The organism is Brevundimonas sp. GW821-FHT10E09, assembly GCF_058809375.1.
Genome location: NZ_JBXASO010000010.1, coordinates 76,379 through 90,471 on the forward strand (window position 1 = coordinate 76,379; position 14,093 = coordinate 90,471).

Sequence of the window (14,093 nt, forward strand, 5' to 3'; positions counted from 1 at the left end):
GGCCATGCGACGTTTCACCGCCCGGTTCCTGAATGACGACAGGGGCGCGACCGCCATCGAATACGGCCTCATCTGCGGCCTGATCTTCGTCGCCATTCTCGGCGGGCTGAATGCGCTGGGCGCATCGAACGGCGGTCTCTATAATCAGACCATGCAAAAGATCGCGGACGCCCTGAACCGCTGAAGCAAACCCGGAGACGTTCGTCAGTCGATCTCGTCGCCGGTCATCTCCTTCACGCCCAGCGCATCCGCCAGCCGGACCTTGGCGGAGCCGCGCGCCAGCGGCTTCTGCTGGCTCTCGTGGGGCTTCCAGCCGGCCAGATGGATGATCTCGAAGGTGGCGGGGATGCGGCCGTCGGCGTCGCCGTGGCGTTCGGCGTACAGGGACGCGGCGCGGGCGATCACGGCGCGGTTGAGCGGGCGGATCGGCCCGTCCAGCACATTGGTCTCGCCCATGGCCCGCAGGTCGCGGACCAGGGCGAACAGGTCGGGATAGCGGACGGTGAACCGATCCACGTCCGAGACCGGCAGGGCGAAGCCGGCGCGCTGCAACAGGGCGGCGCCGTCATAGCCGTCGGCGAAGGGCGAGACCCGCGCCTGGGCCCCGCCGCGCTCGGCCAGCTCCGCCTCGGTCAGGACAGACCGCAACTCCTTCAGCGTGCCGGCTCCGAACAGGGTGCCGATGAACAGGCCGTCCGGCTTCAGGGCCTTGCGGATCTGGGCCAGGGCGCCGGGCAGGTCGTTGGCCCAGTGCAGGCTGAGCAGGGAGACGATCAGATCGGTCGATCCGTCGTCCAGCGGCAGGGCGGCGGCGCCCGGCGCGGCCCGCTCGGCGCGCGACGTGGGGCTGGCGACGACGCCCACCCGGCCGGCGGCGTCGCTGGCGGCGAGGGCCTGGGCGAACGGGCCGGAATGGGCCGAGAGATCGACGGCGACCGGAAAGTCGCGCAGGATGGCCTCCAGGCTGCCCGCCGCATTCTCGGCCGCCCGGACGTGCAGGAAGTCGGCCTGGCCCAGTCGATGGGCCGCACGGGCCAGACGGGCCTCGCGTCGCCGGGCGTCGAAGATGCGGGGCGGGGCGCTGGAGGATGCGGACGTTGCTTCGGGGGAGGCGGTCATGATGATGCAGGATGGGGGCTGGCGCCGCGCCTGGGAAGGGGCGGGGCGTCAGTTGCGCGACGTGGGACGTGGTTTGGCGGATATCGTCCTGCCGCCCCTGGCTCACGACAGCCGCGAGGCGACGGCGGCGGCCGGTCTGACGCCCGACGCCTGGAGCCGGATCCAATTCCTCGAGGCGCCGGTGTGCGACGGCTGCGGCGCGGCCTTTGAGTTCGACGGCGGCGCCTTCGCCGAAACCCGCTGCGCCGCCTGCATCGCCCAGCCCTATGTCTTCGCGCGGGCCAGGGCGGCCTGTGTCTATGACGACCATTCGCGGGGTCTGATCCTGCGCTACAAACACGGCGACCAGCAGCAGTTCGCCCCCCTGTTCGCGCGCTGGATCGGCCGGGCGGCCGCCGATCTGATCCAGGAGGCTGACGCCGTCATGCCCGTGCCGCTGCACCGGTTTCGCCTGTTGTCGCGGCGGTTCAACCAGGCGGCGGAGATCGCCAGGCCTCTGGCCGGCCACGCCCGGCTCGACTATCTGCCCGACGCCCTGACGCGCAGGACCCACACGACCAGCCAGGGCGGCAAGAGCCGGCGCGGGCGGCGGCTGAACGTCAAGAAGGCCTTCATCGTCAGCGAGATCGGTCGGCGGCGGATCAAGGGCCGGCGCATCCTTCTGATCGACGACGTGTTGACCACGGGCGCGACCGGAGAGGCCTGCGCCCGCGCCCTGATCGACGCCGGGGCCAGGGCGGTGGATCTCGCCGTCATCGCCCGGGTGCGAAACGCCCGTGAACTGACTATGTAGACATCAAATACGGGCGGCGCGGCCGCCCGACGCCCCTTGGCGCATCATTCTGGAGATCCGAATTGGCCGACGTCGTCATCTACACCAAACCCGGTTGCCCCTATTGCTACAGCGCCATGGCGCTGCTGAAGAAGAAGGGCGCTGACTATACCGAGATCGTCGCCTCGAACGACCCGGCCAAGAAGGCCGAGATGGTCGAGAAGTCCGGCGGCCGCATGACCTTCCCGCAGATCTTCATCGCCGGGAACCACGTCGGCGGATCCGACGACATCCACGCCCTGGACCGCGAGGGCAAGCTCGACCCGCTTCTGGCGGCCTGATCCCATGAGCCGCGGGCTCGACATCGCCCTGATCCAGACCCGCACGCCGGCGACGGCGCCCGCGGCCCTGGCCCATGTCGAGCCCCTGGTCCGCGAGGCGGCGGCCGGCGGGGCGAAATTCATCCTGACGCCCGAAGGGACCAATGTCCTGGAGCAGCGCCGCGACCGCCGCGACGCCGTCGTCACGGACGAGGACGCCGACCTCGTCGTCCTAGGCCTGCGTCGTCTGGCGGCGGAGCTGGGCGTCTGGCTGCTGATCGGCTCGGCCATCGTCCGCTCCGGCCATGTCGGCGACAGCCGCGCCGGCAACCGGTCGCTGCTGATCGACGCGGCCGGCGGGATCGTCGCCCGCTATGACAAGCTGCATGTCTTCGACGTCGATCTGCCGAACGGCGAGCGCTACCGCGAAAGCGCGACGGTGCGGCCCGGCGATGCGGCGGCGGTCGCCGACACCCCCTGGGGTCGGCTGGGCCTGAGCATCTGCTATGATATCCGCTTTCCTTACCTGTATCGTCACCTGGCCAAGGCCGGAGCGGCGATGATCGCAGTCCCGGCCGCCTTCACGGCGCCGACGGGCCAGACGCACTGGGAGACCCTGTTGCGCGCCCGGGCCATCGAGACCGGCGCCTTCGTCCTGGCCCCGGCCCAGGGCGGCCTGCATGAGGACGGGCGTCGCACCTGGGGCCGGTCGACCGTGGTCGGACCCTGGGGCGAGATCCTGGCCCGGGCGGATCACGACCACCCTTGCATACTGGCGGCGAAACTGGACATGGAGGCGGTGGCCAAGGCCCGCGCGGCGGTGCCCGCCCTGACCCATGACCGCGACTTCCAGCCCGCCCAATGATCCGATACGCCCTGAAATGCGACCAGACCCATGGGTTCGAGGCCTGGTTCGGCTCTTCGGCCGACTATGACGACCAGGCCGCGCGCGGCCTGGTGGAATGCCCGTTCTGCGGCTCCAACAGGGTGGAGAAGGCCGTGATGGCCCCCGCCGTCGGCGGCGCACGCCGGGCCGATCCGGCCTCGGACATGGCCGTCAGGATGCAGACCGTCATGATGGCCGCCGCCCGGGAAGTCCGCGCCCACGTCGAGGCCAACTTCGACTATGTCGGCGACGCCTTCGCCCGCGAAGCCCGCGACATCCATGAAGGCCGGTCCGAGAAGCGCGAAATCTACGGCGAGGCCACCCCCGCCGAGGTCAAGAAGCTGAAGGAGGACGGCGTGCCCGTCTCGGCCCTGCCTGACGCCCCCCCGGATCCGTCCAAGGTGAACTGATGACCCTGCAATGGCGGCCCATGCGGCCGGCCGACATCGACGCCGTGGTCGAGGTCGCCCGCCTGTCCTTCCCGGACCATTTCGAAGACCGGGCCTGTTTCCAGAACCGGCTGGCGCTTTATCCGCGCGGCTGTTTCGTGCTGGCGGACGGCGAGGCTGCGGCGAAAGGCTATCTGATCGCCTATCCGTGGCGGGCCGACAATGCGCCGCCGCTGAATACGGTGATCGAGGGCCTGCCGGCGGAACCGGCCCTGATCTATCTGCACGACCTGGCCCTGCACCCCCAGGCGCGCGGCGGCGGGGTTACCGGGGCCATCGTCGAGCGGCTGGCGGAACAGGCGGCCGGGGACGGCTGGCCCGCCATAGCCCTGGTCGCCGTCAACGACGCCGTGAATTTCTGGCGTCGCCACGGGTTTGCAGAACACGCGGCGCCGGGCATGGCGGCCAAGCTGGCCAGCTATGGCGCCGACGCCCGCTACATGATCCGCCGCCTCTAGGGCCGGTTCAGGGTTCGCCGTCCCCCTGCCTGTACGAAGAGACGACGCTGGGCCCGGGGCAGCTGATAGAAGGCGCGACGCTTCATCTCATGCTCGCAGACGCTGGGCATGCCCACGTCGTTCGGCGTCAGAAGGCTGCGATAGCGGGCGCACCAGCTTCGGCTCGCCGCCTGAATACGCTCAGCCAGGACCGCAGCGTCGCCCGGGCGGGCCATGGCGAGATCGCCGGCGTCCACCCGCATATCCGGCGCAATCCCTGTCGCCAGCAGACCCGCCATCATCATTCCCATCAAGGCCGACATCGTCTTCTCCATTCCCGAACGGTCATGCCGTCACGGGAGTAGAGGGGGCCGCCACCCCCTGCGGATGCGGCGGCGGGAATGAAATATCGGTAAGGCGGCGACGGGCGTCTGAACGCCTGCTCTGGTCTTTCCGTCCACATGCCTGTAAGAGGCGCGCGCTCCCTGCATGCCTTTTCATGACCAGCGGCCGCCTGCATCCCGGCCGCGCCTTTTCGCGATTATCAAATGAACCTGCGCAACGTCGCCATCATCGCCCACGTCGACCACGGGAAGACGACCCTGGTGGACCAACTGCTGGCCCAGTCCGGCGTCTTCCGAGCCAATGAGGCGACGACAGAGCGCGCCATGGACTCGAACGACCAGGAAAAGGAACGCGGCATCACCATCCTGGCCAAGTGCACCTCGGTGCTCTGGAACGGCAAGGCCGGCGAAACCCGCATCAACATCATCGACACCCCCGGCCACGCCGACTTCGGCGGCGAGGTCGAGCGCATCCTCGGCATGGTGGACGGCTGCGTCATCCTGGTTGACGCCGAAGAGGGCGTCATGCCCCAGACCAAGTTCGTCCTGACCAAGGCCCTGAAGATGGGCCTGCGTCCGATCCTGTGCATCAACAAGGTCGACCGCGCCCACGCCGATCCGGACCGCGTCCACAACGAGACCTTCGACCTGTTCGCCGCCATCGGCGCGACGGACGAGCAGCTGGACTTCCCGCACATCTACGCCTCGGGCCGTAACGGCTGGGCGACGATGGATCTGAACCAGCCCAACGACAACCTGGCCCCGCTGTTCGACCTGATCGTCGACCACGTTCCGCCGCCGAAGGTTCAGGAGAACAAGGACAAGCCGTTCCAGATGCTGAACGTGCTGATCGAGTCCGACCCCTTCCTGGGCCGGATCCTGACCGGCCGCATCGAGAGCGGCAAGGCGATCCCCGGCATGGCGATCCACGCCCTGGACCGCGAAGGCAAGGAAATCGAACGCGGCCGCATCACCAAGGTCCTGGCCTTCCGCGGCCTGAAGCGTCAGGCTCTGGACGAGGGTTCGGAAGCGGGCGACATCGTCGCCATCGCCGGCATGTCCAAGGCGACCGTGGCCGACACCCTGTGCGCCATGGAAGTCGTCGACGCGCTTCCCGCTCAACCCATCGATCCGCCGACCATCTCCATGACCGTCTCGGTCAACGACAGCCCGCTGGCCGGCCGCGAAGGCGACAAGGTTCAGTCGCGCGTCATCCGCGACCGTCTGCTGAAGGAAGCCGAAGCCAACGTCGCCATCCGCGTCACCACCACCGAAGGCGGCGACGCCTATGAAGTGGCCGGCCGTGGCGAACTCCAGCTGGGCGTTCTGATCGAAAACATGCGTCGCGAAGGCTTCGAGGTCTCGATCTCGCGTCCGCGCGTGGTCTTCCAGGAAGGCCCCAACGGCGAGAAGATGGAGCCCATCGAAGACGTCATGATCGACGTGGACGACGAGTTTTCGGGCATCGTCATCGAGAAGCTGTCGGCCCGTAAGGCCGAAATGACCGACATGGGTCCGTCGGGCGCCGGCAAGACCCGCATCAGCCTGAAATGCCCGTCGCGCTCGCTGATCGGCTATCAGGGCGAGTTCCTGACCGACACGCGCGGTTCGGGCGTGCTGAACCGGGTCTTCAGCCACTACGAAGAATACAAGGGCGCGATCGCCGGCCGTCTGAAGGGCGTGCTGATCTCGAACTCGGACGGCGACACGGCGGCCTTCGCCCTGTGGAACCTGGAAGATCGCGGCGTCATGTTCGTCGGCGCCGGCGAAAAGACCTATCAGGGCATGATCATCGGCGAGAACGCGCGCTGGGACGACCTGGACGTCAACCCGATCAAGGGCAAGCAACTGACCAACGTCCGCGCCTCCGGCAAGGACGAGGCCGTGCGCCTGACCCCGCCGCGCCAGATGTCGCTGGAACAGGCCATCGCCTATATCGACGACGACGAACTGGTCGAGGTGACGCCGAAGTCCATCCGCCTGCGCAAGCAGACGCTGAACCCGTCGTTCCGCAAGAAGCGCGTTCGCCCGGAGTAATATCCTCCACTGACGCGAGGGGGGATGCGGCCTATAGGTGGCTGACATGACCGCTTCGCCCAGTCTGGATGACCGCCTTGACGAGGCCGCCCGCGCGGGAGATCCGCGCGCGGCGGTCGCGTCCGTTCTGAGGGACAGTTACGACGCCGCCCGCGCCCGCGCCGAACGCAAGCTGGACGGGGGGCTGAACGGGCGCGAGGTCGCCCGCCTGTACGCCACGGCCGCCGACGACATGCTGGCGGCCCTGTGGCGGGTGGCGACCCAGACCCTTCATCCCGTATCGCCCGTGGAATGCGAACGCCTGTCGCTGGTGGCGGTGGGCGGTTACGGCCGCGGCGTCCTGGCGCCCTATTCCGACCTGGACCTGCTGTTCCTGCGGCCCGGCAAGCCGACGCCGCGCGGCGAGCGGGTGATCGAGTTCATCCTCTATGTCCTGTGGGATCTGGGGGCGAAGGTGGGGCCTTCGGTGCGGTCGGTCGAAGACTGTCTGGCCCTGTCGCGCACCGACATGACGGTGCGCACCGCCTTGCTGGAGGCCCGGCCGCTGGCCGGGGACGCCCGGCTTTCGGACCTGATGATCGGCCGTTTCCGCGACATGGTGGCCAAGTCCGACCCCCGCCCCTTCATCGCCGCAAAACTGGAGGAGCGCGCCCTCCGTCACCAGAAGGCGGGCGTGACCCGCTACAAGGTCGAGCCCAACGTCAAGGACGGCAAGGGGGGGCTGCGCGACCTGAACACCCTGTACTGGATCGCCCGCTCCCTGGCGCCGGAAAGCCGGCTGGGCGCGACGGTGATGGACGAGATGTTCACCCCGCGCGAACGCCGCACCTCGGACGAGGCCTTCGATTTTCTGTGGCGGGTGCGGATCCATCTGCATCTGGTCGCGGGGCGGGCCGAGGAGAAGCTGACCTTCGACATGCAGCCCGAGGTGGCCCGGCGGATGGGGTGGCGCGGGCGTGGCGACGAGCCGGCGGTGGAACGGTTCATGCGCCGCTATTTCCTGGTCGCCCGCGACGTCGGAGCCCTGACCCGCGCCATGTCGGCCAAGCTGGAGGCCCGCCACCAGAAGCCCACCCAGGGCCTGTCGCGCCTGATGACCCCGTTCCGGCCCAACCGCCGCAAGCTGGAGGTCGAGGGCTTCTGGGTCGATCAGGGGCGTCTATCGGTCGAGGGCCCCGAGGTCTTCACCGCCGATCCGGTCAAGCTGCTGACCCTGTTCGTCTGCGCCGACCGCCACGACCTGGACCTGCACCCCGACGCCTTCTCGGCCGTCAGCCGGTCCCTGTCGCTGGTGACACCCAGGCTGCGTCGCGATCCGGAGGCGACGCGCGCCTTCCTGAACGTCCTGACGCACGGACAGCGGCCCTATCGCACCCTGACCATCATGAACGAGACGGGCCTGCTGGGCCGGTTCCTGCCCGAATGGGGGCGGATCGTCGGCCAGACCCAGTTCAACATGTACCACGCCTATACGGTGGATGAGCACACGCTCCAGGCCATCGGCATCATCAACGACATCGCCCGCGGCAAGCTGAAGGCCGACCATCCGATGGCGACCGAGATCGTGCATCTGATCTCGGACATGGAGGCCCTGATGCTGGGCATGCTGCTGCACGACGTCGGCAAGGGCGGCGAGCGGGGCCAGCTGGAGGACGGGGCCATCGCCGCGCGCCGGGCCTGCGAACGCCTGGGCGTCGATCCGCGCCGCATCGAACTGGTGGTCTGGCTGGTGCGCAGCCACCTGGCCCTGTCGGACTACGCCCAGAAGCGCGACCTGTCCGATCCGGCCACCATCCGCGCCTTCGCCGAACTGGTCGGCGACCCCGAACGGCTGCGGATGCTGCTGGTCCTGACCGTGGCCGACATCCGCGCCGTGGGGCCGGGCGTCTGGAACGGCTGGAAGGGGCAGCTGATGCGCACCCTCTATGATCAGGTCGCCGCCCTGTTCCGCGGCGAGGACGTGGCGCGCGAGGATCCGCTGGCGGCCCATCCGGCCCTGGTGCAGCGGGCCCGCCAGACCGGCGCCGCCGCCCAGGCCGCGCCCCTGACCCCGGTCGAGGGCCTGCCGGTCCAGGCCACGGAGATCTCCATCGCCGCCGCCGACCGGCCCGGCCTGTTCGCCGACCTGGCCCAGACCATGGCCGCCCTGGGCGCCGACGTCACCGACGCCCGGGTGGCGACGACCAGCGAGGGCGTGGTCCTGGACGTCTTCCGGGTTCAGGACGGGGCGGGCCTGCCTTACGGCCAGGCTGAACCGCGCCGGCTCAAGGCCCTGGTGGACGCCCTGGAGAAGGCGGCGCGCGGCGAGGGCCGCATCAGCAAGGCGCCCGCCCCCGCCGGCAACGCCAGAAAGGCCGCCTTCGAGGTCCGGCCCGTGGTCATGGTCGATCACCACGCCAGCGAGACGGCCACGGTGGTCGAGGTTTCGGGGGCCGACCGTCCGGGCCTGCTGGCGGCGCTTTCGCGGGTCTTCAGCGACGAGGGACTGAACATCCGCTCGGCCCATGTCGCCAGCTATGGCGAACGGGCGGTGGACAGCTTCTATGTGGTCGATGGCAAGGGGCGCAAGATCACGTCCGAACAGCGGATCGCCGAGCTGCGCACCGCCCTGGAGGCCGTGCTGGACAGCCGCGCCCCGGCCCCCGAGGGCCGCAAGGTCGCCTCGGCCAGGGCCAGCGCGCGCGACGTCTCGGACCTGGGCCGCCGGACCCGCGCCAAGCCCGTATCGCCGCCGTCGGAAGCGCGCTAAGCGAAGACCATCCGTCGCTCCTCGCCGAATGTCCGCATGAGTCTCGCCCGCAACACCCTGGTGCAAGCCACCTTGACCCTGGGAAGCCGCATACTGGGTTTCGCCCGCGACCTGTTCCTGTCGGCGCGGTTCGGTCAGGGCCCGATGATGGACGCCTTCACCACCGCGCTGATGCTGCCCAACATGTTCCGCCGCCTGTTCGCCGAGGGCGCCTTCGCCCAGGCCTTCGTGCCGATCTACGGCGGCGTGCGGGCGCGCGAAGGGGAGGCGGCGGCGGCCGTCACGGCGTCAGAGGCGCTGAGCTTCATCTTCGCCGTGGTGGCGGCCTTCTGCATCCTGTTGCAGGTCGCCATGCCGTGGATCATGCCGTGGCTGCTGTCGGCCTGGCGCGACGACGACGCGGTGATGCACGCCGCAGTGACGGCGGCGCAGCTGACCATGCCGTATCTGGCCTGCATGACCATAGCGTCGCTGCTGTCGGGCGTGCTGAACACCGGGGGCCGGTTCGCCCTGTCGGCGGGCGTGCCGGTGTTCCTGAACCTGTGCACCCTGGTCCCGCTGATGGCCCCCAGCGTCGTGCCGATGGCCCAGCCCCAGATCCTGATCGCCGTCAGCGCGGCGGTGACCGTGTCCGGGGTTATCCAGGCGGCGCTGCTGTGGTGGGGCGTGCGACGTCTCGGGGTGGGGATCAGCCTGTCGTGGCCGCGCCTGACGACCGGGGTCAGAAAGACGCTGGCCCTGGCCATTCCCGGCGTGCTGGCCGGGGGCGCCTTCCAGATCAACTCCCTGGTCAGCCAGTTTCTGGCCGGATCGAACGAAGGGGCGCGGTCGGTGCTGTACAACGCCGACCGGCTGTACCAGCTGCCGCTGGGCCTGGTCGGGGTGGCGTTGGGCCTCGCTCTGGTGCCCCGCCTGACGCGCGCCTTCGTCTCGGGCGACCACGAGGGCGGACGGCGGACGATGGACGATGGACTGGGCCTCGCCCTGGCCTTCGCCCTGCCGGCGGGCGTGGCTCTGTTCGTCATTCCCTTCTTCATCATCGACGCCACGGTGACGCGCGCCGCCTTCACCTCGGCCGATGCGGCGCGGACCGCCGACGTGCTGCGCCAATTCGCCTGGGGCGTGCCGGCCTTCGTTCTGGTCAAGGTCCTGACCCCGCCGTTCTTTGCGCGTCAGGATACGCGAAGGCCGATGATCTTCGCCGTGACCTCGGTGATCCTGACCGTGGTGCTGGGATCGGCCCTGTTCTTCTGGTTCGGGTCGCAGGGCTGGGACGGGGTGCTGGGCCTGGCCATCGCCACCAGCATTTCCGCCTGGGTGAACGTCGCGCTTCTGGCCGGGACGCTGATCCGCGAGGACAGCTGGCGGCCGTCTGCGGCCTTCCTGTCGCGCCTGTCGCGCATCTTCGCCGCCAGCCTGATCATGGCGGGCCTGCTGTTCGCCGCCAGCCTCGGCTATCCGGTTCTCAGCCGCCTGTTCCTGGCCAAGGAGGCGGCGGTGCTGATCGTCTGCGCGGCCGGCGCGGCGGCCTACGGCGTCTGTCTTCTGCTGTTCCGCGCCGTCACCCTATCGGAGCTCAAGGGGACGTTGCGGCGCGAGCCGGGCGCGGGACCCGTATCCGGCCTGGATTGAGGTCTGGACGGCTGGACCGCGAGGCGATAAGCGCGGGGCCATGATCCTTTCGGGCCTGATCTCCACCTGGCGATGGCGCGGCTGAACCGCCGCACCCTTCGCCACGCCTGACCCTGCCTTTTCGAGACCCGAATCCATGACCGACCAAACTCCCCCGGCCCTCTACACCGGCCCGCGCCGCATCCTGTCCGGCATCCAGGCCTCCGGCGCGCTTCACCTGGGCAACTATCTCGGCGCCCTGAAGCGGTTCGTCGAACTGCAGGACCAGGGCGCGCCGGTCTTCGTCTTCGTCGCCGACATGCACGCCATCACCGTCTGGCAGGAGCCCGAGAAGCTGGCCGCCCAGACGCGCGAGATCGCCGCCGCCTATCTGGCCTCGGGCCTGGACCCGAAGAAGTCGATCATCTTCCCGCAATCGGCCGTGCGCGCCCACGCCGAACTGGCCTGGATCTTCAACTGCGTCGCCCGCCTGGGCTGGCTGGACCGGATGACCCAGTTCAAGGAGAAGTCGGGCAAGCACAAGGAGCGGGCCTCGGTCGGCCTCTACACCTATCCCGTGCTCCAGGCCGCCGACATCCTGCTGTACAAGGCGACCGAGGTGCCGGTCGGCGAGGACCAGAAACAGCATCTGGAGCTGACCCGCGACATCGCCGCCAAGTTCAACAACGACTTCGGCGTTCCCGGCTATTTCCCGGTGCCCGAGCCGATCATCCAGGGGCCGGCGACGCGCGTCATGTCCCTGCGCGACGGGGCGGCCAAGATGTCCAAGTCGGACCCGTCCGACAACAGCCGCATCAATCTGACCGACGACGCCGACACGATCGCGTCCAAGATCCGCAAGGCCAAAACCGATCCCGAACCCCTGCCGGAAACCCTGGACGGGCTGAACGACCGGCCCGAGGCCAAGAACCTGGTGGCCATCTACGCCGCCCTGGCCGGCCTGACGCGTGAACAGGTGATCGCACAGTTCGGCGGCCAGGGCTTCGGCGCCTTCAAACCGGCCCTGGCCGACTTGGCGGTGGCCTCCCTGGCCCCCGTCACGGCCGAAATGCGCCGCCTGATGGACGACCCGGCCGAGATCGACCGCGTGCTGAAGGACGGCGCCGACCGCGCCGCCGAGGTCGCCGATCCGGTGGTGGACGAGGTCAAGACGATCGTCGGCTTTTGGCGGGGGTAGGTCGCTGGCGGTTTCCGGACGCGGCGTCGCGGCGACCGGTTCCACCGCAGCGCCGCCGGGGCTAGAAGCGCGACCATGAACCATCCCCTCGACCGCGCCGTCTGGAACGCCCTGACCACCCGCCTGTCATCCTTCACGACGCCGGAGTCCGACGCCCACGCCGTGCGCATCGACCCCGAGATCGGGGTCTTCCTGTCGGCCGCCGACGCCTCGCCCCAGAGCCGCGCCCGCCTGACCGCGCTGGCGCGTCTCCATCCAGGCGCGGGAATGGTCGAGCATTCCGACGGCCCGATGGCCGACGTCCTGCCGGACGGGGTCCCCGTGGATCGCCGCATCGCCCTGGTGCAGATGACCTGCGCCGCCCTGACTCCGGCCAGGACCTCGGCCAGGGCGCCCGACATCGCCTTCGAGACCCTGACCGAGGCCGACGCCCCGGCCATGCTGGCTCTGGCGACCCTGACCCGGCCCGGCCCCTTCCGCTCGAGAACGCGCGAACTCGGCCCCTTCGTCGGGATCAAGCACGACGGCGAACTGGTCGCCATGGCCGGGCGGCGGCTGCGGGTCGACGGTTTCACCGAGCTTAGCGGGGTCTGCACCCACCCCGACCACCGGGGAAAGGGCTATGCCGCCGCCCTTTCGCGGGCGGTGGTCGGCGAAATTCACGCCTCGGGCGAGGCCGCCTTCCTGCACGCCTTCGCCGATCATGAGGCGACCATCGCCTTTTACCGGTCCCTGGGCTTCGAGGTTCGGGCGCCGATGGTCTATACGATCCTGGCCGACTGACAGGGAGACGGGCCATGAGCGCGCACGGGGCGACCATCGAGTGGATGCGGGGCGATCAGCCCTTCACCGACAAGCGCTACAGCCGCGCCCACAGCTGGACCTTCGACGGCGGGGCGGTGGTCCCCGGGTCGTCGTCGCCCGCCGGCGTGCCCGTGCCCCTGTCGGACGCCTCGGCGGTGGATCCGGAGGAGGCGATGGTCGCCTCCCTGTCCAGCTGCCACATGCTGTGGTTCCTGGCCTTCGCCGCCAACGCCGGTCTGGTGGTCGATTCCTATCGCGACGCGGCCTCCGGCGAACTGGACAAGAACGCGGCGGGCCAAAGATACCTGGCCCGCGTCGCCCTTCGCCCGGTCACCGCCTTCTCCGGCCGCAAGCCGGACCAGGCCGAGCTGGACGCCCTGCACCATTCCGCCCACGAACACTGCGAAATGGCCCATTCGGTCCGCGCCGAAATCACCATCGAGGCGACCATCGGCTAGGCGGGGGCCGTCTCCTCCTCGACCAGCGAGCGGAACAGGCCGTGGGCGGCGATCATGCCGTCCGAGGTGGCCAGGGTGATGTTGGACGCGGCTCGCGCCAGGTCGCCGGCGGCGAACACGCCCGGCTGGGTCGTCGCCTGCATGGCGTCCACCTTGATCACCCGCCCCATCGGCGTGTCGGTCATCTCGCAGCCCAGCCGCTCGGCGAAGGGGCTGGCGACGCGGACGCTGGCGCCGACGAAGATGGCCTTCAGGTCCACGAAACGGCCGTCGGTCAGTCGTGCGCCGGTCAAGGTCGGCGCCTCGCCCTCCAGCCGGGCGATGGGCGTCGTCTCGATGGTAACACCGCGCCGGTACAGCAGATGGGCGTCCTCCGGCGACAGGCCGACGTCCAACCCCATGAACAGGGTGACCTGGCCCCACTCCGCCACCGTGGCGGCGTACTGGACCGCATGGTCGCCCCGCCCCAGCACCCCGATCGGACCGCCGCCGATCTCATAGCCGTGGCACCAGGGACAGTGCAGGGCCGTGCGGCCCCAGCGTTCCTTGACGCCCGGAATATCGGGCAGCACATCCTCGACCCCGTGCGACAGCAGAAGGCGGCGCCCCCGCGTCCGCGTGCCGTCGGCGAAGGCGACCGAGAAGCCGCCGTCGATCCGCTCGATCGTGATCGCCTCGGCCATGCGGAAGGCGGCGGTGGGATAGGCGGCGACCTGAGACCGGGCCGTCGCCGCGATCTCGGCTCCCGGTCGGCCGTCGTTGGTCAGAAAGCCGTGGGCGCGGGCGGCGAACCGGTTGCGGGGGCGTCCGTCGTCGATGACCAGCACCCTGCGCCGGGCGCGAACCAACTGCTGGGCGGCGGACAGGCCGGCGTAGGAGCCGCCGATGATCAGGGCGTCGTGCGGCATG

The 14,093-nt window shown here is 69.7% G+C and carries 15 protein-coding genes; 12 read left to right on the forward strand and 3 right to left on the reverse strand.

From position 1 onward, the window contains the following. The first annotated feature begins 4 nt into the window (after positions 1-4). Positions 5-184, forward strand: coding sequence for a Flp family type IVb pilin (locus AC1RSI_RS10870; RefSeq protein WP_008263592.1), 180 nt, complete (start codon positions 5-7; stop codon positions 182-184). 20 nt (positions 185-204) lie between these two features. On the opposite strand, the gene AC1RSI_RS10875 is transcribed toward AC1RSI_RS10870, so the two are convergent. Further along, positions 205-1,119, reverse strand: a complete 915-nt coding sequence (locus AC1RSI_RS10875) for a methyltransferase domain-containing protein (protein WP_052004987.1) — start codon at positions 1,117-1,119, stop codon at positions 205-207. On the opposite strand from AC1RSI_RS10875, the gene AC1RSI_RS10880 reads away from it, so the two are divergent. The 5 genes from AC1RSI_RS10880 to AC1RSI_RS10900 all read left to right on the forward strand — a co-directional run bounded on the left by AC1RSI_RS10880 (position 1,118) and on the right by AC1RSI_RS10900 (position 4,004). Then, positions 1,118-1,912, forward strand: coding sequence for a ComFC family protein (locus AC1RSI_RS10880; RefSeq protein WP_154726345.1), 795 nt, complete (start codon positions 1,118-1,120; stop codon positions 1,910-1,912). The two genes, AC1RSI_RS10875 and AC1RSI_RS10880, sit on opposite strands and share 2 nt — an antisense overlap. Before the next feature lie 62 nt (positions 1,913-1,974). Beyond that, positions 1,975-2,232 (forward strand): glutaredoxin 3, encoded by a 258-nt coding sequence (gene grxC, locus AC1RSI_RS10885; protein WP_008262738.1) that lies wholly within the window; start codon positions 1,975-1,977, stop codon positions 2,230-2,232. 4 nt (positions 2,233-2,236) lie between these two features. Further along, positions 2,237-3,076, forward strand: coding sequence for a carbon-nitrogen hydrolase family protein (locus AC1RSI_RS10890; RefSeq protein ID WP_492322596.1), 840 nt, complete (start codon positions 2,237-2,239; stop codon positions 3,074-3,076). After that, positions 3,073-3,507 carry a DUF1178 family protein gene (locus AC1RSI_RS10895; protein ID WP_154726347.1) on the forward strand — a complete coding sequence of 145 codons (435 nt, stop codon included), beginning with the start codon at positions 3,073-3,075 and terminating at the stop codon, positions 3,505-3,507. The genes AC1RSI_RS10890 and AC1RSI_RS10895 overlap by 4 nt, the downstream gene beginning before the upstream one ends. After that, entirely contained in the window at positions 3,507-4,004 is a 498-nt protein-coding gene (locus tag AC1RSI_RS10900; RefSeq protein WP_035308030.1) for a GNAT family N-acetyltransferase, read from the forward strand. The genes AC1RSI_RS10895 and AC1RSI_RS10900 overlap by 1 nt, the downstream gene beginning before the upstream one ends. On the opposite strand, the gene AC1RSI_RS10905 is transcribed toward AC1RSI_RS10900, so the two are convergent. Next, positions 4,001-4,306, reverse strand: coding sequence for a hypothetical protein (locus tag AC1RSI_RS10905; protein ID WP_154726348.1), 306 nt, complete (start codon positions 4,304-4,306; stop codon positions 4,001-4,003). The genes AC1RSI_RS10900 and AC1RSI_RS10905 overlap by 4 nt on opposite strands. 225 nt (positions 4,307-4,531) lie before the next feature. Between AC1RSI_RS10905 and typA the strand changes: the two genes are divergently transcribed. From typA to AC1RSI_RS10935, 6 genes are all read left to right on the forward strand, one after another. Further along, positions 4,532-6,364 carry a translational GTPase TypA gene (gene typA, locus AC1RSI_RS10910; protein WP_008260875.1) on the forward strand — a complete coding sequence of 611 codons (1,833 nt, stop codon included), beginning with the start codon at positions 4,532-4,534 and terminating at the stop codon, positions 6,362-6,364. A 46-nt stretch (positions 6,365-6,410) separates the two neighbouring features. Beyond that, the gene (glnD, locus tag AC1RSI_RS10915) at positions 6,411-9,113 is read left to right on the forward strand and encodes a [protein-PII] uridylyltransferase (protein WP_008258990.1); all 2,703 of its coding nucleotides are present in this window, start codon (positions 6,411-6,413) and stop codon (positions 9,111-9,113) included. Between the two features lie 36 nt (positions 9,114-9,149). Next, positions 9,150-10,745: a murein biosynthesis integral membrane protein MurJ gene (gene murJ, locus AC1RSI_RS10920; RefSeq protein WP_035308038.1), complete on the forward strand. Its 1,596-nt coding sequence runs from the start codon at positions 9,150-9,152 to the stop codon at positions 10,743-10,745. Positions 10,746-10,881: 136 nt separating this feature from the next. Further along, positions 10,882-11,922, forward strand: a complete 1,041-nt coding sequence (trpS, locus tag AC1RSI_RS10925) for a tryptophan--tRNA ligase (protein WP_035308040.1) — start codon at positions 10,882-10,884, stop codon at positions 11,920-11,922. A 75-nt stretch (positions 11,923-11,997) separates the two neighbouring features. After that, the gene (locus AC1RSI_RS10930; RefSeq protein ID WP_035308042.1) at positions 11,998-12,705 is read left to right on the forward strand and encodes a GNAT family N-acetyltransferase; all 708 of its coding nucleotides are present in this window, start codon (positions 11,998-12,000) and stop codon (positions 12,703-12,705) included. Between the two features lie 14 nt (positions 12,706-12,719). Then, the gene (locus AC1RSI_RS10935; RefSeq protein WP_035308044.1) at positions 12,720-13,184 is read left to right on the forward strand and encodes an OsmC family protein; all 465 of its coding nucleotides are present in this window, start codon (positions 12,720-12,722) and stop codon (positions 13,182-13,184) included. Here AC1RSI_RS10935 and AC1RSI_RS10940 read toward each other — a convergent pair. Further along, on the reverse strand, positions 13,181-14,092 hold the full coding sequence (locus AC1RSI_RS10940) for an NAD(P)/FAD-dependent oxidoreductase (RefSeq protein WP_008261558.1): 912 nt from the start codon (positions 14,090-14,092) through the stop codon (positions 13,181-13,183). The two genes, AC1RSI_RS10935 and AC1RSI_RS10940, sit on opposite strands and share 4 nt — an antisense overlap. Position 14,093 lies beyond the last annotated feature (1 nt).

What these genes read in the sequence shown, in the direction of transcription:
- AC1RSI_RS10930 (WP_035308042.1), top strand. Translation starts at nt 11,998, where the DNA reads ATGAACCATCCCCTCGACCGCGCCGTCTGGAACGCCCTGACCACCCGC.
- murJ (WP_035308038.1), top strand. Translation starts at nt 9,150, where the DNA reads ATGAGTCTCGCCCGCAACACCCTGGTGCAAGCCACCTTGACCCTGGGA.
- AC1RSI_RS10895 (WP_154726347.1), top strand. Translation starts at nt 3,073, where the DNA reads ATGATCCGATACGCCCTGAAATGCGACCAGACCCATGGGTTCGAGGCC.
- AC1RSI_RS10940 (WP_008261558.1), bottom strand. Translation starts at nt 14,092, where the DNA reads ATGCCGCACGACGCCCTGATCATCGGCGGCTCCTACGCCGGCCTGTCC.
- AC1RSI_RS10900 (WP_035308030.1), top strand. Translation starts at nt 3,507, where the DNA reads ATGACCCTGCAATGGCGGCCCATGCGGCCGGCCGACATCGACGCCGTG.
- AC1RSI_RS10935 (WP_035308044.1), top strand. Translation starts at nt 12,720, where the DNA reads ATGAGCGCGCACGGGGCGACCATCGAGTGGATGCGGGGCGATCAGCCC.
- glnD (WP_008258990.1), top strand. Translation starts at nt 6,411, where the DNA reads ATGACCGCTTCGCCCAGTCTGGATGACCGCCTTGACGAGGCCGCCCGC.
- AC1RSI_RS10890 (WP_492322596.1), top strand. Translation starts at nt 2,237, where the DNA reads ATGAGCCGCGGGCTCGACATCGCCCTGATCCAGACCCGCACGCCGGCG.
- AC1RSI_RS10870 (WP_008263592.1), top strand. Translation starts at nt 5, where the DNA reads ATGCGACGTTTCACCGCCCGGTTCCTGAATGACGACAGGGGCGCGACC.
- typA (WP_008260875.1), top strand. Translation starts at nt 4,532, where the DNA reads ATGAACCTGCGCAACGTCGCCATCATCGCCCACGTCGACCACGGGAAG.
- AC1RSI_RS10880 (WP_154726345.1), top strand. Translation starts at nt 1,118, where the DNA reads ATGATGATGCAGGATGGGGGCTGGCGCCGCGCCTGGGAAGGGGCGGGG.
- AC1RSI_RS10875 (WP_052004987.1), bottom strand. Translation starts at nt 1,119, where the DNA reads ATGACCGCCTCCCCCGAAGCAACGTCCGCATCCTCCAGCGCCCCGCCC.
- trpS (WP_035308040.1), top strand. Translation starts at nt 10,882, where the DNA reads ATGACCGACCAAACTCCCCCGGCCCTCTACACCGGCCCGCGCCGCATC.
- AC1RSI_RS10905 (WP_154726348.1), bottom strand. Translation starts at nt 4,306, where the DNA reads ATGTCGGCCTTGATGGGAATGATGATGGCGGGTCTGCTGGCGACAGGG.